Origin of the sequence: Arthrobacter gandavensis (genome assembly GCF_015355785.1) — a bacterium.
GTDB lineage: Bacteria > Actinomycetota > Actinomycetes > Actinomycetales > Micrococcaceae > Arthrobacter_B > Arthrobacter_B gandavensis_A.
Genome location: NZ_JADKYW010000005.1, coordinates 1,036,761 through 1,059,030 on the forward strand (window position 1 = coordinate 1,036,761; position 22,270 = coordinate 1,059,030).

General features: G+C 66.3%; 20 protein-coding genes and 1 riboswitch. Of the genes, 4 read left to right on the top strand and 16 right to left on the bottom strand.

What is annotated here, in order from left to right; all coding sequences use genetic code 11:
* Positions 1–6 precede the first annotated feature (6 nt).
* The 9 genes from ITX31_RS09990 to gcvP all read right to left on the bottom strand — a co-directional run bounded on the left by ITX31_RS09990 (position 7) and on the right by gcvP (position 11,726).
* A complete protein-coding gene (locus tag ITX31_RS09990; RefSeq protein ID WP_323745637.1) occupies positions 7–1,818 on the bottom strand; it encodes an L-lactate permease in 1,812 nt (603 codons plus the stop codon).
* Positions 1,819–2,012: 194 nt separating this feature from the next.
* Positions 2,013–3,578: an alanine/glycine:cation symporter family protein gene (locus ITX31_RS09995; protein ID WP_194783224.1), complete on the bottom strand. Its 1,566-nt coding sequence runs from the start codon at positions 3,576–3,578 to the stop codon at positions 2,013–2,015.
* Positions 3,579–3,689: 111 nt separating this feature from the next.
* Positions 3,690–4,109: a ChaB family protein gene (locus ITX31_RS10000; protein WP_194783225.1), complete on the bottom strand. Its 420-nt coding sequence runs from the start codon at positions 4,107–4,109 to the stop codon at positions 3,690–3,692.
* Positions 4,110–4,111: 2 nt separating this feature from the next.
* The gene (locus tag ITX31_RS10005; RefSeq protein WP_194783226.1) at positions 4,112–4,330 is read right to left on the bottom strand and encodes a hypothetical protein; all 219 of its coding nucleotides are present in this window, start codon (positions 4,328–4,330) and stop codon (positions 4,112–4,114) included.
* Between the two features lie 80 nt (positions 4,331–4,410).
* Complete coding sequence (locus ITX31_RS10010) at positions 4,411–5,832, bottom strand: L-serine ammonia-lyase (protein WP_194783227.1); 1,422 nt, start codon at positions 5,830–5,832, stop codon at positions 4,411–4,413.
* Positions 5,833–5,856: 24 nt separating this feature from the next.
* On the bottom strand, positions 5,857–7,158 hold the full coding sequence (glyA, locus tag ITX31_RS10015) for a serine hydroxymethyltransferase (RefSeq protein ID WP_323745638.1): 1,302 nt from the start codon (positions 7,156–7,158) through the stop codon (positions 5,857–5,859).
* The gene (gcvH, locus tag ITX31_RS10020) at positions 7,155–7,532 is read right to left on the bottom strand and encodes a glycine cleavage system protein GcvH (RefSeq protein ID WP_194783228.1); all 378 of its coding nucleotides are present in this window, start codon (positions 7,530–7,532) and stop codon (positions 7,155–7,157) included. Before gcvH ends, glyA begins: the two co-directional genes overlap by 4 nt.
* Positions 7,533–7,752: 220 nt before the next feature.
* Complete coding sequence (gene gcvT, locus ITX31_RS10025) at positions 7,753–8,874, bottom strand: glycine cleavage system aminomethyltransferase GcvT (protein ID WP_194783229.1); 1,122 nt, start codon at positions 8,872–8,874, stop codon at positions 7,753–7,755.
* A gap of 14 nt (positions 8,875–8,888) precedes the next feature.
* Positions 8,889–11,726 (bottom strand): aminomethyl-transferring glycine dehydrogenase, encoded by a 2,838-nt coding sequence (gene gcvP, locus ITX31_RS10030; protein ID WP_194783230.1) that lies wholly within the window; start codon positions 11,724–11,726, stop codon positions 8,889–8,891.
* A gap of 146 nt (positions 11,727–11,872) precedes the next feature.
* Positions 11,873–11,974, bottom strand: a riboswitch (glycine riboswitch).
* 358 nt (positions 11,975–12,332) lie between these two features.
* Here gcvP and cycA point away from each other — a divergent pair.
* Positions 12,333–13,739, top strand: a complete 1,407-nt coding sequence (cycA, locus tag ITX31_RS10035) for a D-serine/D-alanine/glycine transporter (protein WP_416354813.1) — start codon at positions 12,333–12,335, stop codon at positions 13,737–13,739.
* On the opposite strand, the gene ITX31_RS10040 is transcribed toward cycA, so the two are convergent.
* From ITX31_RS10040 to ITX31_RS10065, 6 genes are all read right to left on the bottom strand, one after another.
* Positions 13,726–14,565 (bottom strand): hydrolase, encoded by an 840-nt coding sequence (locus ITX31_RS10040; RefSeq protein ID WP_228529130.1) that lies wholly within the window; start codon positions 14,563–14,565, stop codon positions 13,726–13,728. The genes cycA and ITX31_RS10040 overlap by 14 nt on opposite strands.
* A gap of 114 nt (positions 14,566–14,679) precedes the next feature.
* A complete protein-coding gene (locus ITX31_RS10045) occupies positions 14,680–15,297 on the bottom strand; it encodes an alkaline shock response membrane anchor protein AmaP (protein ID WP_194783232.1) in 618 nt (205 codons plus the stop codon).
* A 25-nt stretch (positions 15,298–15,322) separates the two neighbouring features.
* Complete coding sequence (locus tag ITX31_RS16085; protein ID WP_194783233.1) at positions 15,323–15,910, bottom strand: DUF6286 domain-containing protein; 588 nt, start codon at positions 15,908–15,910, stop codon at positions 15,323–15,325.
* Entirely contained in the window at positions 15,907–16,311 is a 405-nt protein-coding gene (locus ITX31_RS10055; RefSeq protein ID WP_323745639.1) for an Asp23/Gls24 family envelope stress response protein, read from the bottom strand. The genes ITX31_RS16085 and ITX31_RS10055 overlap by 4 nt, the downstream gene beginning before the upstream one ends.
* The gene (locus tag ITX31_RS10060; RefSeq protein ID WP_091601061.1) at positions 16,308–16,487 is read right to left on the bottom strand and encodes a hypothetical protein; all 180 of its coding nucleotides are present in this window, start codon (positions 16,485–16,487) and stop codon (positions 16,308–16,310) included. The genes ITX31_RS10055 and ITX31_RS10060 overlap by 4 nt, the downstream gene beginning before the upstream one ends.
* Positions 16,488–16,551: 64 nt before the next feature.
* Positions 16,552–17,007 (bottom strand): Asp23/Gls24 family envelope stress response protein, encoded by a 456-nt coding sequence (locus ITX31_RS10065; RefSeq protein WP_194783615.1) that lies wholly within the window; start codon positions 17,005–17,007, stop codon positions 16,552–16,554.
* Between the two features lie 436 nt (positions 17,008–17,443).
* On the opposite strand from ITX31_RS10065, the gene aceB reads away from it, so the two are divergent.
* The gene (gene aceB / locus ITX31_RS10070) at positions 17,444–19,042 is read left to right on the top strand and encodes a malate synthase A (protein WP_194783235.1); all 1,599 of its coding nucleotides are present in this window, start codon (positions 17,444–17,446) and stop codon (positions 19,040–19,042) included.
* 221 nt (positions 19,043–19,263) lie between these two features.
* Here the strand turns inward: aceB and ITX31_RS10075 are convergent, their stop codons facing one another.
* The gene (locus ITX31_RS10075; RefSeq protein ID WP_194783236.1) at positions 19,264–20,379 is read right to left on the bottom strand and encodes an alcohol dehydrogenase catalytic domain-containing protein; all 1,116 of its coding nucleotides are present in this window, start codon (positions 20,377–20,379) and stop codon (positions 19,264–19,266) included.
* Positions 20,380–20,541: 162 nt separating this feature from the next.
* Between ITX31_RS10075 and ITX31_RS10080 the strand changes: the two genes are divergently transcribed.
* Positions 20,542–21,003: a helix-turn-helix domain-containing protein gene (locus ITX31_RS10080; RefSeq protein WP_194783237.1), complete on the top strand. Its 462-nt coding sequence runs from the start codon at positions 20,542–20,544 to the stop codon at positions 21,001–21,003.
* 88 nt (positions 21,004–21,091) lie between these two features.
* Positions 21,092–22,210 (top strand): alanine dehydrogenase, encoded by a 1,119-nt coding sequence (gene ald / locus ITX31_RS10085; protein WP_194783238.1) that lies wholly within the window; start codon positions 21,092–21,094, stop codon positions 22,208–22,210.
* Positions 22,211–22,270 lie beyond the last annotated feature (60 nt).

The window sequence follows — 22,270 nt, forward strand, 5'->3', positions numbered from 1 at the left end:
GCCAACCTATGGAACCATCCAGCCGAGCACCGGCGTGGACTGCAGCCAGATCAAGAGGGTCATGAGGACCAGCAGCCCGAGGGACCAGCCGATCAGCTTGCGCAGCAGCGTGCCTTCCACTCCATTCAGGCCCACGGCCGCAGCCGCAATGGCGAGGTTCTGCAGCGACAGCATCTTGCCCAGCACCCCGGCAGAGGAGTTCGCCGCCGCCATCAGGGTGGGAGAGAGCCCGGTCTCCTCGGCGGCGGCAACCTGCAGCTGCCCGAAGAGGGAGTTCGACGACGTGTCCGATCCGGTCAGTGCCACGCCGATCCAGCCCAACAGCGGGGACAGGAGTGCGAAGAAGCCACCGGCCGAGGCGAGCGCGACACCCAGGGTGGTGGTCTGGCCTGACAGGTTCATCACGAAGGACAGCGCCAGCACCGAACAGACCGTCACGATGGTCCAGCGCAGGGTCTTCAGGGTCTCTCCGTAGATCCGAATCCCCTTCGCAGGCGCAATCCGGTAGAGAACCATCGTGAGGATCCCGGAGATCAGCAGCAGCGTTCCGGTGGCCTTGAGGTGGTCGAAGCGAAGGTTCTGGGCGCCCACCGGGTCCCCGGAGGAGTTCACCACATCCAGGCCCGGCCAGTGGAACGTCACCCCTCCTACCTGCGTCAGCCAGGCCTTGATGGGCGGGATCTGCGCGAGGGAGAAGACCACGATGATGATCAGGTACGGAGCCACGGAGAGCCAGACGCTGCGCGCCGGCGGCCGCCTATTATCGCGTCCCTCTTCTTCTACGGACCCCTCGCTCCCACCGCCGGCGGCAGACCTTCGCCCCGAGCCGCCGCCGCTTCCGGAAGCCTGCGAGGTGCTGCCGTCGCCGCCCGTGCGGGTCAGGGTCGCAGTGCCTTCCGCCCGCTCCCCGCCCAGTTCTTCCGCCGCGGCGCCGTGCTCCGCACCGGCGTCGTCGTTCATCGCTTCCCCGGACATGCCGATAAGTTCCTTCGGCTGCCAGACCCGCAGCATGGCCAGCACCGCGATCACGGTGGCAACTGCCGCCACGACGTCGGTCAGTTCCACCACGAAGAAGTTCGAGGCCACGAACTGGGCCAGGCCGAACACGATCCCGGCAACCAGGGCCACCGGCCATGTCTGGCGCACACCGCGCCTGCCGTCCACCAGGAAGACCAGGATCAACGGGACCACCAGCGCGATGAACGGCGTCTGCCGTCCGGTCATGGAGGAAAGTTCCTGCAGCGGAATGCCGGTGACGCCGTTTAGGGCGATGATCGGTGCGGCCATGGCACCGAACGCCACCGGGGCTGTGTTGGCCAGCAGTGCAACGATCGCCGACTTCAGCGGTTTCATGCCCGCGGCCATCAGCATCGCCGCGGCAATGGCCACCGGGGCGCCGAAGCCTGCCAGCGACTCCAGCAGCGCCCCGAAGCAGAAGGCGATCAGGATGGACAGGATCCGCAGGTCGTCAGAGATGGAGCGGATGGTCCGGCCCAGCACGTCGAACCACGGGGTGGCGACGGTGAGGTTGTAGATCCAGAGCGCGTTGATGAGGATCCAGAGGATCGGGAAGATGGCGTAGAACGCGCCCAGGGCGGTGGCGGAGAGGGTCTGGTCCAGCGGCATGCCCCAGCCGAAGAGGGCCAGCAGGATGGACAGGACCAGGGAAATGATGCCCGCCTGGTAAGCCTTGAGCCGGAACACCCCGAGCATCACGAACAGCAGCAGCAGCGGGAGCGCCGCCAGGATGGCGGAGAGCACCAGGGAGTCGCCGATTGGATCAAGGACCTGTTCGTACTGCGCTGCCGGAAGATGCACAAAAACCCCTTTGTTTTTGCCGGGCCGGTTGGATCCGGTCCTGCCCGTAGACAAGTTGGGTCGACACTAGGCCCGTGCACCCGGCCGGTCAACGCCCCCGCTGCCGCTTCCCCCCGAGATAACAGAAAGTGCCCGTTTCAGCGCTGAAACGGGCACTTTCTGCCATCTCGATGGGTGGGGGCCGGATGCAGCACCTACCGGGCCGGGGCGGCGTCCTCGATGTCCTCGTCTTCGATGCCTAGAATGTCCAGCTTTCCGCTCCTGCGGTCCGCAAGGTACTTCGTCATTTCCCGCTTGATCACCGGCAGCAGCAGGTACACCCCGAGCAGGTTCACGAAGGCGCAGATGAACAGCGCGGCATCGGTGAAGGAGATGACCTGGCTGAAGGAGAGGATGCAGCCGGCCACGGTGAAGGTCAAAAAGATGACCTTGTAGGCAACCTCCCGCTTCCGGCCACGGCCAAAGAGGTATTCCCAGGCCTTAAGTCCGTAGTAGGACCAAGTAATCAGGGTGGAGTAGGCGAACAGCGCGACGGCGATGGCCAGGATCGCCGGGAACCACGGCAGCACGGTGGCAAAGGCGTCAGAGGTGAGAATGACGCCGTCGGGCGCCCCACCTCCGCCCTGCACCTGGTCAATTCCGGCCTGAAGGCTGGGAGCGCCGGCCATGATGATGGCCAGGGCGGTCATGGTGCAGATCAGGACAGTGTCCACGAGCGGTTCCAGCATCGCCACGAACCCCTCGCTGACCGGTCGGCGGGTCTTCACCGCGGAATGGGCAATGGCAGCGGACCCGACGCCCGCTTCGTTGGAGAAGGAGGCACGCTGGAAGCCGATGATCATGACACCCAGGATCCCGCCGGCAAAGCCCTCTGGCCGGAACGCTCCCTCAAGAATGGCGCCGAACGCGGCCGGAATATTGGCAAAGTTCACGGCGATAACTGCCCCGCAGGCGAGGATGTAAACCGCAGCCATGGCCGGCACCAGCCTGGACGTGGTGGCGCCGATGGACTTGATGCCGCCAAGAATCACGACGGCGACGAGGACGGCCAGGATCACGCCGAAGACCAGCGCGGCGCCGTCGGAGCCCATGAAGCCCTCATCGCCGCCGGTGGCGTTGCGCACCTGGGCGAAGGTCTGGTTCGCCTGGAACATGTTGCCGCCGGCAACGCCGAAGAGCAGGATCGCAACAGCGAAGACGCCGGTCAGCACCTTGGCCGGCAGCGAGCCGAACCGCTTGAACGCCACCGGCAGATACTTGAACGGTCCGCCGCTGACGCTGCCGTCATCATGGACCTCGCGGTACTTGACGCCCAGCGTGCATTCGGCGAATTTGGTGGCCATGCCCAGCAGTCCGGCGAGGATCATCCAGAACGTGGCACCCGGTCCGCCCAGAGCCATGGCGGCACCGACACCGGCAATGTTGCCCAGGCCCACCGTCCCGGACAGGGCCGAGGTGAGGGCCTGGAAATGCGGTACTTCCCCGGGGTCCTGCTTCGTGGAGAACTTTCCCCGGATCACCTGTCCGGAAACCCGCAGCCCGCGGAACTGGATAAAACCGAAGTAGCACGTAATGACGACGCCGGCGATGATCAGCCAGGCGACGACTATGGGGAAGCTGAAATCACCGATCGTGAGGGGAAAGAACACGATGTCGTTGAACGCCGTCGCAATGGGCTCCATGAACTCGTTGACGGACGTGTCTATGGTGGCCAGAACCCCGGATTCGGATGCCAGCGGGACACGGGTGTTGGTGGCCATGCTGGACCTCCGGAACTAGTAAGTAAGCTGTCTGATTCGCAGTACAGCTTTACTTAAGTCCCGGAGGTAACACAAGTCACATTTTGGAACTCGGGGTCAGGTGCCTCGTCGTCAGCTGCGCGACTTTCGGGTTTCCCTCTTGTTGGCCTTCTGGATAGCGTCAACCAATTCGCCCTTGTTCATGCGGGAACGGCCGGTGATATCCAGCCTGGACGCGACGTCGTACAGGTGGTCCTTGGAGGCGTTGGCGTCCACTCCTCCGGCCGTGTTCGCACTGGAACTCCTGCCCTCGACGGCTTTTTGATCCGACGGACCCTTGGATTCCTTGGGCTCCCAGTGGTCGCCAACCTTCTCGTAGGTGTGCTTCAGCGATGCGTAGGCGGTCTGCGCGGCCCGCTGCTCATCGCCGTATTCCTGGAGGGCCGAATCATAGGTTTTGGCGAAGGTGTCCTGCGCCTTCTTGTCGGAGCGTTCAAGGGTGGACGGCAGCTCGCTCTTTTTCGTCGTGCCGGTCCTGGTGGTCTTGGGCATCCTCAGTCATCCCCCTCCGGCTGAATTGTGGAAGCTTCAGTCTCCCGGGCAACCCCCATGACGTCCTGGACTTCGGGGGTGTCGGTGTCATCCGCCAGGGGTTCTGGCTGGCGCCATTCCTGGGTGTGGTCGGGGACGGCGTTGCGGGTGAGGTTCTGCGTTTCGTGCTTCATTTCCTCATCCAGACGGCGCCCGTGGGTGCTGTTTCCGCGTTCGGCCATGGTGCTTTCCTTCCGGTTGGCAACTTACTAAGCGTCCTTACTGTCTACCACCGGGATGTGTCCTTCTCAACCCGCGCAGCTCAGCACTCCACCACGTTCACGGCCAGGCCGCCCATGGCGGTCTCCTTGTATTTCGAGCTCATGTCCCGTCCGGTTTCCCGCATCGTCACGATGACCTCGTCCAGCGAGACGCGGTGCTCGCCGTCGCCCCAGAGGGCCATCTTGGCGGCGTTGACCGCTTTGCCGGCGCCGATCGCGTTCCGTTCGATGCACGGCACCTGGACCAGCCCGCCGATCGGATCGCAGGTCAGGCCAAGGTTGTGCTCCATCGCGATTTCCGCGGCGTTTTCAACCTGTTCGGGCGAACCGCCCAGGATCTCGGCGAGGCCCGCGGCGGCCATGGACGACGCCGATCCCACCTCGCCCTGGCAGCCCACCTCCGCGCCCGAAATCGAGGCCTGCTCCTTGTAGAGCACCCCGATCGCGCCGGCGGTGAGCAGGAAGCGGACGACGGCGTCGTCCTTCTGTTCCTGCGTGGCCGTGTCCATGCCAGGGCCGTAGTGCGTGGCGTAGAAAAGCACGGCGGGGATGATGCCCGCGGCACCGTTGGTCGGCGCGGTGACAACGCGGCCGCCGGAAGCGTTTTCCTCGTTGACGGCCAGCGCCACCAGGTTGACCCATTCCTGCCAGAAGCGCGGGTCCCGGGTGGGATCCTCTGCGCGCAGGCGGGTGTGCCACTGCGGTGCCCGACGCCGGACCTTCAGGCCTCCCGGCAGGAGGCCGGTGCGGGAAATGGCTGAGTCCTTGCACTGGTCCATCACGTCGCGGATGTGCAGCAGGCCGGCGCGCATCTCCTCCTCGGAGCGGGACACCAGCTCGTTCGCCAGCATCACCTGGCTGATGGACAGGCCGTTGTCCGTGCAGTGTTCCAGCAGCTGCACGGCGGTGCGGAACGGATACGGAAGGGACTGTTTTGAGGCTTCAAGCTCGACGGCGGCCGTTTCCTCCTCGCCGTCGCGCACAATGAACCCGCCGCCCACGCTGAAGAACGTCGCCTCACGGAGGATTTCACCGTCCGTGCCGGAAACTGCGAACCGGATGCCGTTGGTGTGCCGCGGCAGGACGGTGAGCGGGTGCAGCACCATGTCCGCGATTCCGTATTCAAGGACCACGCCGACGCCGTTGGCCGGTTTGAGCTGGCTGCCCAGCTGGACCTTGCCGCTGGCTTCAATCTCGGCGAGCCGTTCCTCCATCTCATCAGGGAGGATCTCTTCCGGCGCGAAGCCTTCAAGCCCCAGGAGGACGGCGGGAAAAGTGCCGTGCCCGCGGCCGGTCGCCGCGAGGGACCCGTAAAGGTCCACACGGAGACCGGCCACGGAGCCAAGGACACCGGCGTCGGCGAGCTCCGCGGCGAAGGCCGCGCCCGCCCTCATCGGCCCCACGGTGTGGGAGCTTGAGGGGCCGATGCCTACGGTGAAGAGGTCGAATACGCCTACAGCCATGCGGTGTCCTTTGGTTCGCGCCGGTTAGGCGCGGGCGGGTGCTCCGGCCAGGTCGGCGACCTGCGGGTAGAGCGGATGGGCCGCGGCCAGTGCGTGGACGCGGTCCTTGAGTGCACTGAGGTCCTTGCCGTTCCCGGCTATGAGCGCCAGCGCGATGATGTCTGCGACTTCTGTGAACGCTGCTTCGTCGAAGCCGCGCGTTGCCAGTGCCGGAGTACCGATGCGTAGACCGGAGGTGACCATCGGAGGACGCGGGTCGAACGGCACGGCGTTGCGGTTGACCGTGATGTCGATCTGGGCAAGACGGTCCTCGGCCTGCTGGCCGTCCAGCTCCGCGTTGCGCAGGTCCACCAGGACCAGGTGCACGTCCGTGCCACCGGAGACCACGGAGATTCCCCTGGCAGCCACGTCCTCTGCAAGCAGCCGCTCGGCGAGGATCCGGGATCCGGCCAGGGTGCGTTCCTGGCGTTCGCGGAACTCGGGCGTGGCGGCGATCTTCAGTGCTGTCGCCTTGCCCGCGATCACGTGCTCCAGCGGACCGCCCTGCTGGCCAGGGAACACCGCGGAGTTGATCTTCTTGGCGATGTCCGCGTCGTTGGAGAGGATGATGCCGCCCCGCGGACCGGCCAGGGTCTTATGCGTCGTGGAGGTCACCACGTGAGCGTGCGGAACCGGGCTGGGGTGCAGCCCGGCCGCGACCAGTCCAGCGAAGTGCGCCATGTCCACCATGAGGTAGGCACCCACCTCGTCGGCGATGGCGCGGAACGCTTCGAAGTCCAGCTGGCGCGCATAGGCGGACCAGCCGGCGACGATCAGCTTCGGCTTGTGCTCACGGGCCAGGCGCGCGACGTCGTCCATGTTCACGGTGTGGGTGGTTTCGTCCACGCCGTAGGGAACGATGTTGTACAGCCGGCCGGAGAAGTTGATCTTCATGCCGTGCGTCAGGTGGCCGCCGTCGGCCAGGGAAAGTCCCAGCACGGTGTCACCCGGACGGATCAGTGCGTGCATTACCGAGGCGTTCGCCTGGGCGCCGGAGTGCGGCTGGACATTCGCGAAGCCCGCACCGAACAGGGCCTTGGCGCGGTCGATGGCCAGCTGCTCGATGACGTCCACGTACTCGCAGCCGCCGTAATAGCGGCGCCCGGGGTAGCCTTCGGCGTACTTGTTGGTCAGCACCGAGCCCTGGGCTTCCATGATGGCCACCGCAGTGTGGTTCTCGGAGGCGATCATCTCCAGGCCGTCCTGCTGACGGCGGCGCTCGTTGTCGATCTGCTCGGCAACCTCGGGATCGATCTCCGCCAGGCGGGAGTTCAGGAAATCCGTCACAGCTCGCCGCCGTTCTTCTCTGCGTACTCGGCAGCGCTCATGAGCTCACCCTCCTCCGTGACCTCAACGGTGAACAGCCAGCCGGCACCGTAGGGGTCTTCGTTCAGGATGGCCGGGTTGTCCACGGCTTCCTGGTTGACCTCCACGATGGTGCCGGAAACCGGGGCGTACAGATCCGAGACGGACTTGGTGGATTCAACCTCGCCGCAGGTCTCGCCTGCGGTGACGGTGTCGCCGACGGCGGGCAGGTCAACGTACACGACGTCGCCCAGGGCGTCAGCAGCGACGGCGGAGATGCCGACCTTCACGGGGCTGGAAGCGTCCACCCACTCGTGTTCGGCGGAGTAACGGAGGGAAGAGTCAACTTTGCTCATAGGATGTGCCTTTCAAGTGGTGTGAACAACTGGTTCAAAGTCTACGGATGTCGATGCTGCGTGCCCGTGTCTGGGGCAGACGGTACGGCATTCTGCCGCCCCTTAGACACCTCGCTCGTTCCTCGCTTCGGCGATGCGGGGCTACACAGAACACCGCACCGCCCGCCGCGAGCCGGACGCCGACACGTGCGCCCGGTTTTGTACGGCTTCTTCCTCGGTACTACTTGGCGCGCTTGTAGAAGGGGAGAGAGACGACTTCGAAGGATTCAGGCTTGCCGCGGAGGTCGACGTCGAGGGAGGTGCCGGGGGCGGAGACGGCGGCATCGACGTAGGCCAGGGCGATCGGGTAGCCCAGGGTGGGGCTGGGAGCGCCGGAGGTGACTTCGCCGACGGAGTTGCCGTCCTGAAGGACCTGGTAGTGCGAGCGGGCCGACCGGCGGCCGGAACCCTTCAGTCCAACCAATTTGTGTGCCGGGGCCTGCTCCTTCCTGGCAGCCAGGGCCTCGCGTCCCACGAAGTCTCCGTCCTTTGACAGCGCGACGACGCCGCCCAGTCCGGCCGCGTACGGATCCACGTCCAGGGAGAGTTCGTTGCCGTAAAGCGGCATGCCCGCTTCCAGGCGCAGCGAATCGCGGCAGGCAAGGCCTGCCGGGACGAGTCCTCGTCCTTCACCGGCGGCAAGCAGCGCCTGCCACAGGGCGGCGGCGTCGTCATTCGGGACGTAGATCTCAAAGCCGTCCTCACCGGTGTAACCGGTACGTGCCACCAGCAGCGGATGCGAGCTGCCCCCCACGGAAAGCTCAACCTGCGCCGCAGCGTAGTACTTCATCCCGGTGACCAGGTCCTGCTGTGCGGAGGGAACCAGGTCCAGCAGGATGGCCTCGGCTTCGGGGCCCTGCACGGCCACCAGCGAGGTGGCCGCCGTCTGGTCCTGCACTACGACGTCGAACCCATCGGCCCGGGCGGCCAGCTCCGCCGCAACGGTGGCGGCATTGCCCGCGTTCGGAACCACCAGATAGGAGTCGTCACCCAGCCGGTAGCTGATCAGATCGTCGATGATCCCGCCGTCGGCGTTCGTGATCAGCGAGTACTTGGCGCGGCCCACGGCCACGGCAGAAAGCTTGCCCGTGAGCGCGTAGTCCAGGAACGCGGCGGCCTGCGGTCCGGTGACCGCGACTTCGCCCATGTGGGACAGGTCGAACAGGCCGGCGGCCCTGCGGACGGCGTGGTGCTCGGCCAGCTCGGAGCTGTACTTCAGCGGCATCTGCCAGCCGCCGAAGTCGGTGAAGGAGGCACCGAGTTTCTTGTGCTCTTCGTAGAGAGCGGTGTACTGCTCAGTCATTGCGGCGGTCCCCTTTAGTTTTCGAAGTCTTCGATCGGCGGGCAGGAGCACACCAGGTTGCGGTCTCCCGCGGCGCCGTCAATGCGGCCCACCGGCGGGAAGTACTTGTCCATGCGCAGGCTCTTCAGCGGGAAGACGGCCTGTTCGCGCGGGTAGGGACGGTTCCATTCGTTGCCGGCGGCGACGGCGGCGGTGTGCGGCGCGTTGCGCAGCGGGCTCTCCTCCACGGAGAAGTCCCCGGCTGCCACCTGGTCGATCTCGCCGCGGATGGCGATCATCGCCTCGATGAACCGGTCAATTTCGCCCTGGTCCTCGGATTCGGTCGGCTCCACCATTAGGGTGCCGGCCACCGGGAAGGACAGCGTCGGGGCGTGGAAGCCGTAGTCCACCAGGCGCTTGGCCACGTCCTCGGCCGTGACGCCGGTCTTACTGGTCAGCTCGCGCAGGTCCAGGATGCACTCGTGCGCCACCAGTCCGCCCTTGCCCGTGTAGAGCACCGGGAAGTAGTCGTTCAGCCGGGCCGCCACGTAGTTCGCTGCCAGGAGCGCGCTCTTGGTCGCAGCGGTGAGGCCCTCCCCGCCCATCAGCCGGACGTAGGCCCAGGAGATCGGCAGCACACCGGCGGAACCGAACCGGGATGCGGAGATCGGGATGTCTTCCCCGCCGTCCCAGGCCGCGGCGTTGCCGGGCATGAACGGTGCCAGGTGTGCCTTGGCGGCAACCGGTCCGACGCCGGGGCCGCCGCCGCCGTGCGGGATGCAGAAGGTCTTGTGCAGGTTGAGGTGGGAGACGTCGCCGCCGAACTCGCCGGGCTGTGCCAGGCCAACCAGGGCGTTGAGGTTTGCGCCGTCGATGTAGACCTGGCCGCCGGCCGCGTGCACGGCTTCGCAGACGTCGCGGACGTCGTCGTCGTACACACCGTGGGTGGAGGGGTAGGTGATCATGATCGCGGCGAGGTTCTCGCGGTGCGCATCGATCTTGGCGCGCAGGTCCTCGTGGTCGATCGCGCCGTCGCCGGCAGTGCCTACGACGACGACCTTCATGCCGGCCAGGACGGCGGAGGCTGCGTTGGTGCCGTGCGCGGACGCGGGGATGAGGCAGATGTTGCGCTGCTCGTCGCCGCGGGAGTGGTGGTAGCCGCGGATGGCCAGCAGGCCGGCAAGCTCGCCCTGCGAGCCGGCGTTGGGCTGGATGGACACCTGGTCGTAGCCGGTGATCGTGGCCAGCTGGGCTTCCAGATCCGCGATCAGTTCACGCCAGCCCTCGGTCTGGGAATCCGGGGCGAACGGGTGGATGGACGCGAACTCGGGCCAGGTCATGGCCTGCATCTCCGCCGTGGCGTTGAGCTTCATGGTGCAGGAGCCCAGCGGGATCATGGTGCGGTCCAGGGCCAGGTCCCGGTCCGAGAGGCGGCGCAGGTAACGCAGCATCTGGGTTTCGGAACGGTAGGAGGAGAACACCGGGTGGGTCATGTAATCCGAGGTGCGCAGCAGTTCAGCCGACAGTTCGAACCCGGCGACCTCGACAGCCGGCTGTGCGCCAAAGGCGCGTGCGACGTCGGCGATCACGGCGTCCGTGGTGGTTTCGTCAGCGGATATGCCCACGGTGTCAGCGTCGATCTGCCGCAGGTTGATGCCCTTGGCTTCGGCGGCGGCAACTACTTCGGCGGCACGGCCGGGAACGCGGGCGGTGACGGTGTCGAAGAAAACGTCCGAGGCCAGCTCGATTCCGGCGTTCGTGAGCGCGGTGGCGAGCGCACGGGCGTGGCCGTTGGCGCGCAGGGCGATGGCCTTCAGGCCTTCGGGGCCGTGGTAGACGGCGTACATGGAGGCAACGATCGCCAGCAGCGCCTGGGCAGTGCAGATGTTGGACGTAGCCTTCTCACGGCGGATGTGCTGCTCGCGGGTCTGCAGCGCCAAGCGGTACGCGGGGGTACCGGCGGAGTCCTTGGACACGCCGACTAGGCGGCCGGGCAGCGAGCGCTCAAGGCCCTTGCGGACAGCCATGTAGGCGGCGTGCGGTCCGCCGAAGAACAGCGGAACGCCAAAGCGCTGCACGGAGCCGACCGCGATGTCCGCGCCCTGCTCGCCGGGAGGTGTCAGCAGGGTCAGTGCCAGCAGGTCAGCGGCAACGGTCACCAGGGCGCCACGGTCCTTGGCTTCGGTGACGACGCCGGACAGGTCCCGGACGGCGCCGGAGACGCCGGGCTGCTGGAGCACGACGCCGGTGATCTCGCCGCCGGGCAGGCCCGCAGCGAGGTCGGCGACCTCGACGTCGAAGCCCAGCGCCTTGGCGCGGCCGCGGACGATCGCGATGGTCTGGGGCAGTGCGTCGGCGTCGAGCACGATCTTGCCGTCCGCCTTGGCCTTGTTGGAACGGCGCATCAGCAGGACGGCTTCGGCAACGGCGGTAGCTTCATCCAGCAGCGAGGCATTGGCCACCGGGAGTGCGGTGAGGTCCTGGACCATGGTCTGAAAGTTCAGCAGCGCTTCGAGGCGGCCCTGGGAGATTTCGGGCTGGTACGGGGTGTACGCGGTGTACCAGGCCGGGTCTTCCACCACATTGCGCAGGATCACCGGCGGGGTGTGGGTGTCGAAATAGCCCTGGCCGATCATCTGGACGGCGGTCTTGTTCCTGGCGGCGATGCGGCGCAGCTCGGCGAGGGTTTCCTGCTCGCTGCGCGGTGCGCTGAGCACCAGCGGGGCATCCTGCCGGATAGCGGCGGGGACGGCCGTGTCCACCAGGTTATCGAGGGTGTCATAGCCGACAGCCTTGAGCATCGCGTCGGTTTCGGTTGCGCGGGCACCAATATGGCGGTCAACGAAGGCTGCGGTGGACGGTACTGCTGTCATAGGAGGCTCCAAGAGGCTGGCGAGGGTACGCCGAAACGACGGCTGGCTCCTCCCCGCTCTGTATTGGACCTGAGAGATTCCGCGGGTGTTATCCGCTTGCACCGTCGGTGAGGAGCCGGCACGCCGGCCCTGCTTTCCAGAGTTGCCTCGCCATGGCGGTACTGGGGCCTGAGAGATTCCCGGGGAGGGTTTGCTCCTACGGCGCCCGCGTCTGCATGTGTCGCGCGGGACTCTCCCGCCACGGCTGGTAAAGGCATATTCAATTGTGGCTGCACCCTGACTTTAGCCCGCCCGGCAGCCCCCTTCAAGGTATGACCGGACCTCATTCACGAGCCGGGGACCGGGGATACGGGCGCAGCTGCGCCAGGGTCCCAAATTGACAGCGCTCCGGTGACTGCCGAAACTAAAACGATCGGCGGTGTCGCTGCATCTCATGAGGCTTCATTGGATATCTGAGCATATTGGTGTCAGCAGCGTGTCTTGCCGGCGGCATGCCACACGGCGCCATAAGAAAGAACCCCCATGCCAGGTAGCTCCACCCCCGCTTCAACCACGGACCATTCAGCTGCGGTAACAAGTTCGAAGGACCCCGGCCTCGCGCGTTCGATGTCCAGCCGTCACATCCAGCTCCTCGCCATCGGCGGAGCGATCGGCACCGGTCTGTTCATGGGCTCGGGGAAAACCATCTCGGTTGCCGGGCCCTCCGTCATCTTCGTGTACATGGTCATCGGCTTCATGCTGTATTTCGTGATGCGGGCCATGGGCGAGCTGCTGCTGTCCAACCTCCAGTACAAGTCCTTCAGCGACTTCGCTGCGGACCTTCTGGGCCCCTGGGCCGGTTTCTTCACCGGCTGGACCTACTGGTTCTGCTGGGTGGTCACCGGAATTGCGGACGTGGTGGCGATTGCCCACTACGTCACCTTCTGGTGGGCGGAGATTCCGCTGTGGATTCCGGCGCTGGCCTGCATTGTGCTGCTGGTGGCACTGAACCTGCCATCCGTGAAGGCCTTCGGCGAGACCGAGTTCTGGTTCGCCCTGGTCAAGATCATCGCGATCCTGACGCTCATTGTGGTGGGCCTGGTTCTGATCCTCACCCGCTTCGACTCGGGCGGCGGTGCCACGGCAGGGTTTGAGAACCTGTGGGAACACGGAGGCTTCTTCCCCACCGGCCCCATGGGCTTCGTGGCAGGCTTCCAGATCGCCGTCTTCGCGTTCGTCGGCATTGAACTGGTGGGCACCGCCGCGGCAGAGACCAAGGATCCGGAGAAGAACCTCCCCAAGGCGATCAACTCGATTCCGCTGCGCATCATGCTTTTCTACGTAGGCGCCCTGGTGGTGCTGATGGCCGTGATTCCCTGGACGCGGTTCACCGCCGATGAAAGCCCCTTTGTGGGCATGTTCGCCCTGGCCGGGCTGGGCATTGCTGCCGCCGTCGTCAATTTTGTGGTGCTGACCTCCGCGGCTTCCTCCGCGAACTCGGGGATCTACTCCACCTCGCGGATGGTCTTCGGACTGGCGCACGACGGCGATGCCCCCAAGGCATTTGGCCGCCTGTCCAGCCGGAAAGTGCCGCGCAACGCCCTGTTCTTCTCCTGCACCTTCCTGCTGGCCGGGGTGGTGCTGCTCTACGCCGGGGATTCGGTGAGCGAGGCGTTCACGCTGGTGACCACCATTTCAGCCCTGTGCTTTATGTTCGTGTGGACCATCATCCTGCTGAGCTACCTGGCCTACCGCCGGCGCCGCCCGCAGCTGCACCGGGAATCTGCCTTCAAGCTCCCAGGTGGACGGGTAATGGTCTACGTGGTGCTGGCGTTCTTCGCGTTCATTGTGTGGGCGCTGACCACCCAGCCGGACACGCTGACGGCACTGCTCGTTACGCCCATTTGGTTTGCCCTGCTGGCCGGCGCCTACGCCCTGCTGCGCCGCACTCCGCTGCACCAGGCGCGAGTGGCGGAGTACAAAGCCATGGCCGAGGCTGAGCGGGGAGCCGTGAAGCAGCTCAGCCGCGGGTGAACTTGAGGTAGCGGCGGGCCGAATCCTGCACGATCCGGTCAGCTCCGCGGGGCAGGATGTAGTCCCACCAGGCCCCGTACAGCCGCTCGTAGGACAGCGGCGCCAAAAGCCCGGCCGCAGCCTCAACTACATCCGGGCGCTCCGGGATCAGGTTGGGGTAGCTGTACATGAAAGCGACGTGGCTGAAGTCCGGGATGACCTGGATGATGTCTCCGCTGAACAGCGCCCCAACCCCGTCCGGGTCATCATCCCAGTGCATCACCGTGCCGCCGGGAAAATGGATGCCCGGCCGGTACAGGACCAGGCCTTCAGCCAGTTCCATGCTGTCCCCGTCCCAGAACTGCAGGGCGGGGTCGCGGCGCCCCACCCATTCCCTGTCCGCGCTGTGCAGGTAGACGGGGACGCCGAACTCCCGGGCCCAGTCCACCATGGTGGCGTAGTAGTGCGGGTGGCTGATGGCAATGGCGGTCAGACCACCTTCGGCATTGATGAGGTCGATCAGCTCTTCGTCCAGGTACGGCACGCAGTCCCAGAGCACGTTGCCCCCGGCGGCCTTGACCAGCAGGGCACGCTGGCCGATGGCAAACCTGGGTTCGCTGCCGATCCCCAGCACGCCCGGACCCTGCGGATGCACGCTGGCACGCCGGGCTCCGGAGCGGAGGCGGGAGAGAGTGGTCCACGCCTGGCCGGTCAGCGGGACGTACTGCCGCTCGTCCAGGCACACCGGGCAATCGGCGCGGGGTTCTCCATACTGGGTCCCGCACGTTACACAGATTGGATACTCGTTCGGAGGCAGTGCCTCGCGGTAATGCTGCACCATGGTCATAAACCCGTCCGTCACCAGGTAAGGCCGAAGTGCCGTTAGGCTACCGTCCGCTGCGGCCGCGTAACACCGTGGGCGGGCAAGATCACCTGGTGCTCTGAATAACGATTTGGCAACTCAGTAGACAACCGTGCCGGTGGATTCAACCGTGTTCCCCAGCTGTGCCGGACGTCTGCTGACCTCCAGCGCAATCCCGGCCGTATGGAGCGGCACTTCCAGGGCGCGGCTGAGGTTCGCCAGCACGTCGCTGCGGACGCGGCGCAGCGCCTCCTGCACATCCGCCCGCTCGTTCAGGGTCAGGCGCATGGCCAGGTCCGGTGAATCAGCCGTTCCGCGCAGCAGGGCGGAGCTGCTGACCACGCCCGGGAGGGATGCCGCGTCGTCCTCCACGGCGGCAGCCAGCACGGCCGGGTCGCACCGGGTAATTCCGCGGGCGGGGTCTTCATGGAGGCGGTAGCTGGACGCGGCACGTCGCCGCGGCACTTCAGCCAGCATCCACCACAGCCCCAACAGCCCCAGGATGATTCCGCCGATCAGCACGGCCGCAGCCGGGAGGGTTTCAAGGACTCCGGAGCCGTCGGTCAGGACGGGCTCTTCCGCACCGGCGAGGCTGCCGCCGGAAAGCTGGTCCATGAGGCCCGAAGAGAAGAGGATCGAGGCTGCTCCCGCGGCCAGCAGGATGAGGCCGATGATGATCAGCCACGTCCGGTTCATGGCTCCTGCATGATGTCGCATGCTGTGTCCTTCCCGGTGCGCCGGGTCAGTCCCGTGAGTGAATGGTGACCCGGACCCGGGGCACCGGATCCAGGCCGGAGGCTTCCAGCCGGGAACGCACGCCGTCACCGACCCAGCGCTGCAGGTCCCGGATGTCGTGCAGGGCAGTGGTCACCGAAACCCGGACATCACGGTCCGTGGCTGTGGCCGACGCCGAGGAAACCCCGTCGATGTGTTCGCACGTAGCCGCCGCCAGCTGGGCCACGGCGCGGCGGGACATCACCGCTGAAGGTTCGCCAACGGTCGCCCGGCCAGCCTCCGGATCCCCGGCCGCCGGAACCCGGACCGGCAGGTCATGGAAGCGGCCGGGGATGATGCCTGCCAGCAGCAGCAAGAGGCCGGCGACCGCGAGCGCGATGCCCAGCGCCCAGACTCCGGTGCTGTTCCATGCCGAGTCGGCCAGCCACTGCACCGGAGCGGTGAGCGCCTCCGGCCAGGTTCCCGATGTGAGCCGGAGCAGTGCAGCCACCACGGCAGCAACACCCAGTACCAGCAGCACCACGGCGCAGATGGTGGCCGGTACGGAGCGGCTGGGCCGCGGGCGGAGGGCCACCGGCGGCGACTCGGCACTCACAGCAGTTTCCGCCGTCCGGGCGACGCCGGCCGGGGCCTCAGCCAGGCCACGGTAACGTCCACCTGCCGCACCTGCACGCCCGTCAGTTCAGTGACGCGCCAGGCTATCCGCTCGCGCAGCTCGCGCGTGGCCGCACGCAGGGCCACCGGATAGGGCAGCCCTACCGATACCCGCAGGCTGGCAATGTTCCCGGCCAGCTCAACCGAGGCCTCGGGCCGGGCCGTGAAGTCCGCCCGCGATCCGATTCCCAGGAATCCTCCGGACGTTCCGCCGGCTTCGGTTTCGTCGCGTGCCACCTGGCCGGCGATCTTCTCCAGGACCCTGCGGGACATGGACGTGCTGCCCCGGTCTTCAACTGCCCGCCGGGGGCGTCTCTCAGTACCCGCCTCCGTCATGGTCATCGGCTTGCGGCACGGCCAAACAGGCCGGCCATGTCCAGTTTGCCGTCAGCCACCAGGCCCACCAGCAACCCGATCAAACCAAAGAGAACGGTCACCAGGAAGGCGAACCACCCCCCGAATGCCAGCACGATCCCCAAAACCAAACCAACTACCAGGCACCATCTTGTTGCATTCATCGGTGCTCTCCTTAGGACGTATTAGTACGTGGTGGATGCAGCCCGCGCGAATGCCGGGCCCTCTCTACTCCAGCCGTCCGGACGGCTTTTTCTGCGACTGGCCGTCGTCGTCGCTGTCATCATCCGGGAGGTGCACGTCCGTGACGTTCACGTTGACCTCCAGGACTTCCAGTCCGGTGGCGTTTTCGACGGAGCGGATGACGTTGGTGCGGATGGCCTGGCTGACCTCGACAATCGAGTAGCCGTACTCCACGATCACGCTCACGTCCACCGCCGCCTGCCGCTCGCCTTTCTCCACGCTCACACCATTGCCGTAGTTCGTCTGGGAGCCGGGGATCCGCTCGGCGACTGCGCTGAACGCGCGCCGGGCGGCATTTCCCATCGCATAAACGCCCGGAACTTCGCGGGTCGCGATCCCGGCGAGTTTCTGCACCACGTTCTCTTCGATGGTGGTGTCTCCTCGCGGTGTGTGGAGCGGCCCGGAGGGGCGGTGCCGGGTGAGGTCGCCGTCCCGCTGCATCTCTTCTCCGCCGGCCACCGGTGGGGCCGTTGACTGTCCAGGATTCCTGGCGGATTCTGCCATGGCACTCATCTCCTGAAGAAGGGGATCCCGGAGAGGGATCGCCGTACCTTCCATTAAGGGCGTCTGGGCCGGAGATCGTCACTCCCTGAGCAACTTTTAACCGGCATGGACGGCAAATCCGGAACGCTCAGACCGCCGTGCCCATCCGCCCCCGCCGCTGACCTTGCCGTTCCGTACGCGAGCATTATGTTCACGATACGGAAATAAGTTTTCGTTTAGGATGAGAGTTCGTTCACTCCGTGAGCGGACACAGGACCGGAATTTCGCAGCCCGGCGGGTTTACACCCCTCGGTTGGCCCCGTACGTTCAGGGCACGCTGCATTTCGACGACGCTGTCCGGCACCGACCAGGCCGGTACGCGAGAGGAGAAACCATGGCCATCGAAGTAACCGGCCCGAACCCCGCCGAGGGCGCCGGGACCATCCTGACCCCGGACGCCCTGGCGTTCATCGAAGAACTCCACCACCGCTTCGCCCCCGCCCGGAATGACCTGCTCGCCGCCCGCACGAAGCGCCGTGAGGCAATCGCAGCCGGTGAAACCCTGGACTTCCTGCCGCAGACCGCCGGAATCCGGGAAGGCGACTGGCAGGTTGCCCCGGCGCCGCCCGCCCTTCAGGACCGCCGCGTGGAAATGACCGGACCGGCGTCCCCCGCCAAGATGGCGATCAACGCCTTGAACTCCGGAGCCAAGGTGTGGCTGGCGGATCTGGAGGATGCTTCCACCCCCACCTGGCACAACGTGGTGGACGCCGAATACAACCTCTACCGCGCCGCCCGTGGAGACCTGTCCTTCACTTCCCCTGACGGCAAGGAATACGCGCTGCGCACCGATGTGCCGCTCGCCGTCGTCGTTATGCGTCCGCGCGGCTGGCACCTGCCGGAGAAACACGTGCTGGTCGACGGCGAACCGGCCGTGGGTGCACTGGTGGACTTTGGCCTGCACTTCTTCCACAACGCGAAGCAGCTTCTGCAAAACGGCCAGGGCCCCTACTACTACCTGCCCAAGATGGAAAGCCATCTGGAGGCCCGCCTCTGGAATGACGTCTTTGTTTTCGCCCAGGACTACATCGGTGTTCCGCAGGGCTCAGTCCGTGCCACCGTGCTGATCGAGACCATTCCTGCCGCGTTCGAGATGGAGGAAATCCTCTACGAGCTGCGCGGCCACGCTGCCGGGCTTAACGCCGGCCGCTGGGACTACCTCTTCAGCATGATCAAGGTGTTCCGCGACTCAGGCAAGGATTTCCTGCTGCCGGACCGCGCCGACGTCGCCATGACGGCACCGTTCATGCGCGCGTACACGGAGCTGCTGGTGAAGACCTGCCACCGCCGCGGCGCGTTCGCGATGGGCGGCATGGCGGCCTTCATTCCCAACCGCCGCGAGCCGGAAATCACCGCCAAGGCATTCGAGAAGGTCACGGCGGACAAGTCCCGCGAAGCCAATGACGGGTTCGACGGTTCCTGGGTGGCACACCCGGACATGGTGGACACCTGCCGGGAGGTGTTCGACTCCGTCCTGGGCGAGAAGCCCAACCAGGTGGACAAGCTACGCGAGGACGTCAACGTTTCTGCAAAGGACCTGCTGGACGTCACCACGGCGGAGGGCTCGATCACCGAGGCAGGGCTGCGCTCCAACCTCTACGTTGCGGTGGCGTACACCGCCGTCTGGCTCTCAGGCAACGGAGCGGTGGCGATCCACAACCTGATGGAGGACGCAGCCACGGCCGAGATCTCCCGCTCCCAGGTATGGCAGCAGGTGCGCAACGGCGTGACGCTGGAGGATACCGGGGAAACCGTCACCGAAGACCTGGTCAAGCGGCTGCTGGCAGAGGAAACCGAGAGGCTGCGCGGCGAAGTGGATGAGGAAAAGTTCAATCGCTACTACGCCCCGGCCAGCGAACTGGTCGGCCGGATCAGCCTCGCCGAGGACTACGTGGACTTCCTGACCCTGCCGGCGTACGAGCTGGTGGACTAGGTTTCGACCTGCGCGGCGCCGCGCGGACCAGGCACCGGGCGGACCGCGCACCGGGCTGGACGCGCACCGGGCGGACCGGAACGGCGGCAACGAAACTCCTTCGCTCGCAGGGCTCGCTTCGGAGTATTAAAGCCGCCTAACCCGGTCCGTCCGGCGCTATGAAGGTCCAGTCTGCCGGGCACTGTGACGTTCCCGGCCCCTTCGGCGCCACGACATTCCGGTCAGTCGAAGTGGATGACCTGGCGGATGGCCTGTCCGTCCGCCAGGGTGTCCATGGCCTCGTTGATGTCTTCGAGGGCAACCTCCGCCGAGACCAGTTCCTCGACCGGCAGCTTTCCCTGGCGCCAGAGGTCCGCATACACCGGAATATCCCGGGACGGTACGGCCGAACCGAGGTAGCTGCCGATGATGGTGCGGGCTTCCGCCGTCAGGGTCAGCGGAGTGATTTGCGCATGCTGGTCCGGGGCCGGGAGTCCCACGGTCACCGTGGTGCCGCCGGGGGCGGTGAGCCGCACGGCGGTTTCGAACGCCCGCGGGTGTCCGGCGGCCTCCACAGCCAGCGCCGTCCGGATGCCGGCGTCGGCCGCCTCCTCGGGGGTGTACGCGGCGTCCGCCCCGAGTTCCAGGGCACGCTTCAGCTTTTCCGGCAGTGCGTCGATGCCAATGACGCTCCTCGCACCTGCAGCCGTCGCGGCCAGCAGCGCTGCCATGCCAACCCCTCCCAGACCAACCACGGCGACGTCGTCATCCGGGCCGGGAGGCGCCGCGTTCAGCACTGCCCCCGCACCTGTGAGCACGGCACAGCCCAGCAGGGCGGCAACGGCTGGAGGAACGTCGTCGTCCACGGCAACCAGTGACCGGTAATTGACGACGGCGTGGGTGGCGAAGGCGGACACGCCCAGGTGGTGCAGCACGGGTTGGCCGTTCCGGCTCAGCCGGATTCCCCCGCCCAGCAGGGTGCCGGCGTTGTTGGCTGCACTGCCGGGGGTGCATGGCATCTTGCCGTTCGTCCGGCAGGCCGCACATTCACCGCAGCTGGGCAGGAAAGCCATCACCACCCGCTGGCCGCGGGCCAGGTTCGGAACGTCCGGGCCCACGGCCTCGACGCGGCCGGCGGCCTCGTGGCCCAGCAGCATGGGCAGGGGACGGACCCGGCTGCCGTTCACCACGGACAGATCCGAATGGCATACCCCGGCCGCCTCAATACGGACCAGCACCTCTCCTGGACCGGGCGGATCCAGCTCGAGCTCCGCCAGGCGCAGCGGCCGGCTGCCGGCGTAGGGACGTTCCGCCCCGGTGCGTTCCAGGACGGCTCCCCGTATAGTGCGGCTGCTCATGATTCCCCTTCGAATCGGCGGTCCGCGCCGCTGCCGGTGCGGGCTGGGTCCCATTCCAGCACGGCTTGGACAGGCTGCCAAAGAGGCACCCTGCGGCGCGGCTGACAATTCTGTGACGTCAGATCATGTTTCCGGCCTGTTTCATTTGGCAAGATGTGATCCATGAGCCAACAGAGCAGGACCTTCCCCGCGCTGACCGGCGAGGATGCCTCCGCACTGAACCGGGCACTTTCGGCCGGCGACGTCACGGTATTCGTTGACGGCACGGCGCTGCGGCTGCCAGCCGCTGCCCGGGACGCAGTACTGGAACTGCTCAGCCGGCTTGCCGCGGGCTCGGCCGTGACCCTCGCCTCCGCATCACCGGATGGGGCGAAGGATCCCGTTGATTCCCCGGCGCACAATCCGCTGCTCACCACTTCCCAGGCTGCCGCTGCGGCCGGGATATCCCACACCTATCTGCGCAACCTGACCGACGCCGGGATTCTCCCCGTTGAATACCGCGGCACGCACCGCCGGATCAGGATGTCCGACGTCGAGGCCTGGCTGAAGTCCCAGCGCGAACTCCGCGCTGCGAAGGCCGCGGCGCAGGGCGGGGACGTCACTTCAGGGGGGACTGATACCTAGGAGCACCGCCGCCGTGCGGCTCCGCACACCTGCTCACCAGCACAGCTGGTTCCACTCGTACTTTCAATTCTGTTGACCGGAGCAAAACGTGATTATCGGTATCCCCAAAGAAATCAAGAACAATGAGTACCGCGTGGCCATTACGGCCTCCGGTGTCCACGAGCTGACTACCCGCGGACACACCGTCCTGGTTGAGGCCGGCGCCGGAGCCGGTTCGAATATTACCGACGAGGAATATTCGATTGCGGGCGCCGATTTGGTTTCCGCAGCCGCGGACGTCTGGAAGCGCGCGGACATGATCCTCAAGGTGAAGGAACCCATCGCGGCGGAGTACCAGTACTTCCGGCCCGGACTCATCCTTTTCACCTACCTGCACCTGGCCGCGACGGAGGAACTCACCCGCGCGCTGCTCGAATCCGGCGTCACCGCGATCGCCTACGAAACTGTCCAGGAAGGGCGGGCGCTGCCGCTGCTGGCTCCCATGTCCGAGGTTGCAGGACGCCTTTCAGTGCAGGTGGGCGCCCAGTGCATGATGGCACCCGCGGGCGGGCCGGGGCTGCTCCTTGGGGGCGTTCCCGGGGTGCGCCCGGCGAAGGTCGTGGTACTCGGGGCCGGCGTGGCCGGCACCAACGCCGTCGCAGTTGCCGTAGGCGCCCACGCGGACGTGACGGTCCTGGACATCAACATCAACCGGCTGCGCGAACTCGATGCGCTCTACGCCGGACGCATCAAGACCGTGGCGTCCAATGCGTTCGAGATTGAGCGGGCACTGGTGGACGCAGACCTCGTAATCGGCTCCGTCCTGGTGCCCGGAGCCCGCGCCCCGAAGCTCGTGACCAATGACATGGTGGCCCGGATGAAGCCCGGCTCCGTGCTGGTGGACATCGCCGTCGATCAGGGCGGATGCTTCGAGGACAGCCGGCCCACAACGCATGAGGATCCGACTTTCCGCGTGCACGGCTCCCTGTTCTATTGCGTGGCGAACATGCCCGGCGCCGTTCCCAACACCTCGACCTACGCGCTCACGAACGTCACGCTTCCCTACGCTGTGGCGCTGGCGGATAAGGGCGTCCGTGCCGCGTTCGAGGATTCCCCGGCCCTGGCACGGGGGTTAAACATCGCCAACGGCGCCGTGACCCACCACTCGGTTTCCGATGCGCACGGACTCGCCCTGGCCGAGGGCTGGAAAGAGCTGGTTGCTCCGTAGCCCGCTCGAACGGGAGAAGGCCGGCAGCCTTGAACTGCTCCCCGAAAGTTGGACTGAGAA

Coding starts and splice junctions, on each gene's coding strand:
- ITX31_RS10045 (WP_194783232.1), bottom strand. CDS start 15,297: ATGCGACATCATGCAGGAGCCATGAACCGGACGTGGCTGATCATCATC.
- aceB (WP_194783235.1), top strand. CDS start 17,444: ATGGCCATCGAAGTAACCGGCCCGAACCCCGCCGAGGGCGCCGGGACC.
- gcvT (WP_194783229.1), bottom strand. CDS start 8,874: ATGACTGAGCAGTACACCGCTCTCTACGAAGAGCACAAGAAACTCGGT.
- gcvH (WP_194783228.1), bottom strand. CDS start 7,532: ATGAGCAAAGTTGACTCTTCCCTCCGTTACTCCGCCGAACACGAGTGG.
- ITX31_RS10055 (WP_323745639.1), bottom strand. CDS start 16,311: ATGACCATGACGGAGGCGGGTACTGAGAGACGCCCCCGGCGGGCAGTT.
- gcvP (WP_194783230.1), bottom strand. CDS start 11,726: ATGACAGCAGTACCGTCCACCGCAGCCTTCGTTGACCGCCATATTGGT.
- ITX31_RS10065 (WP_194783615.1), bottom strand. CDS start 17,007: ATGCAGCGGGACGGCGACCTCACCCGGCACCGCCCCTCCGGGCCGCTC.
- ITX31_RS10005 (WP_194783226.1), bottom strand. CDS start 4,330: ATGGCCGAACGCGGAAACAGCACCCACGGGCGCCGTCTGGATGAGGAA.
- ITX31_RS10000 (WP_194783225.1), bottom strand. CDS start 4,109: ATGCCCAAGACCACCAGGACCGGCACGACGAAAAAGAGCGAGCTGCCG.
- ITX31_RS09995 (WP_194783224.1), bottom strand. CDS start 3,578: ATGGCCACCAACACCCGTGTCCCGCTGGCATCCGAATCCGGGGTTCTG.
- ITX31_RS10080 (WP_194783237.1), top strand. CDS start 20,542: ATGAGCCAACAGAGCAGGACCTTCCCCGCGCTGACCGGCGAGGATGCC.
- ITX31_RS10010 (WP_194783227.1), bottom strand. CDS start 5,832: ATGGCTGTAGGCGTATTCGACCTCTTCACCGTAGGCATCGGCCCCTCA.
- cycA (WP_416354813.1), top strand. CDS start 12,333: ATGTCCAGCCGTCACATCCAGCTCCTCGCCATCGGCGGAGCGATCGGC.
- ITX31_RS10040 (WP_228529130.1), bottom strand. CDS start 14,565: ATGACCATGGTGCAGCATTACCGCGAGGCACTGCCTCCGAACGAGTAT.
- ITX31_RS10060 (WP_091601061.1), bottom strand. CDS start 16,487: ATGAATGCAACAAGATGGTGCCTGGTAGTTGGTTTGGTTTTGGGGATC.
- ITX31_RS10075 (WP_194783236.1), bottom strand. CDS start 20,379: ATGAGCAGCCGCACTATACGGGGAGCCGTCCTGGAACGCACCGGGGCG.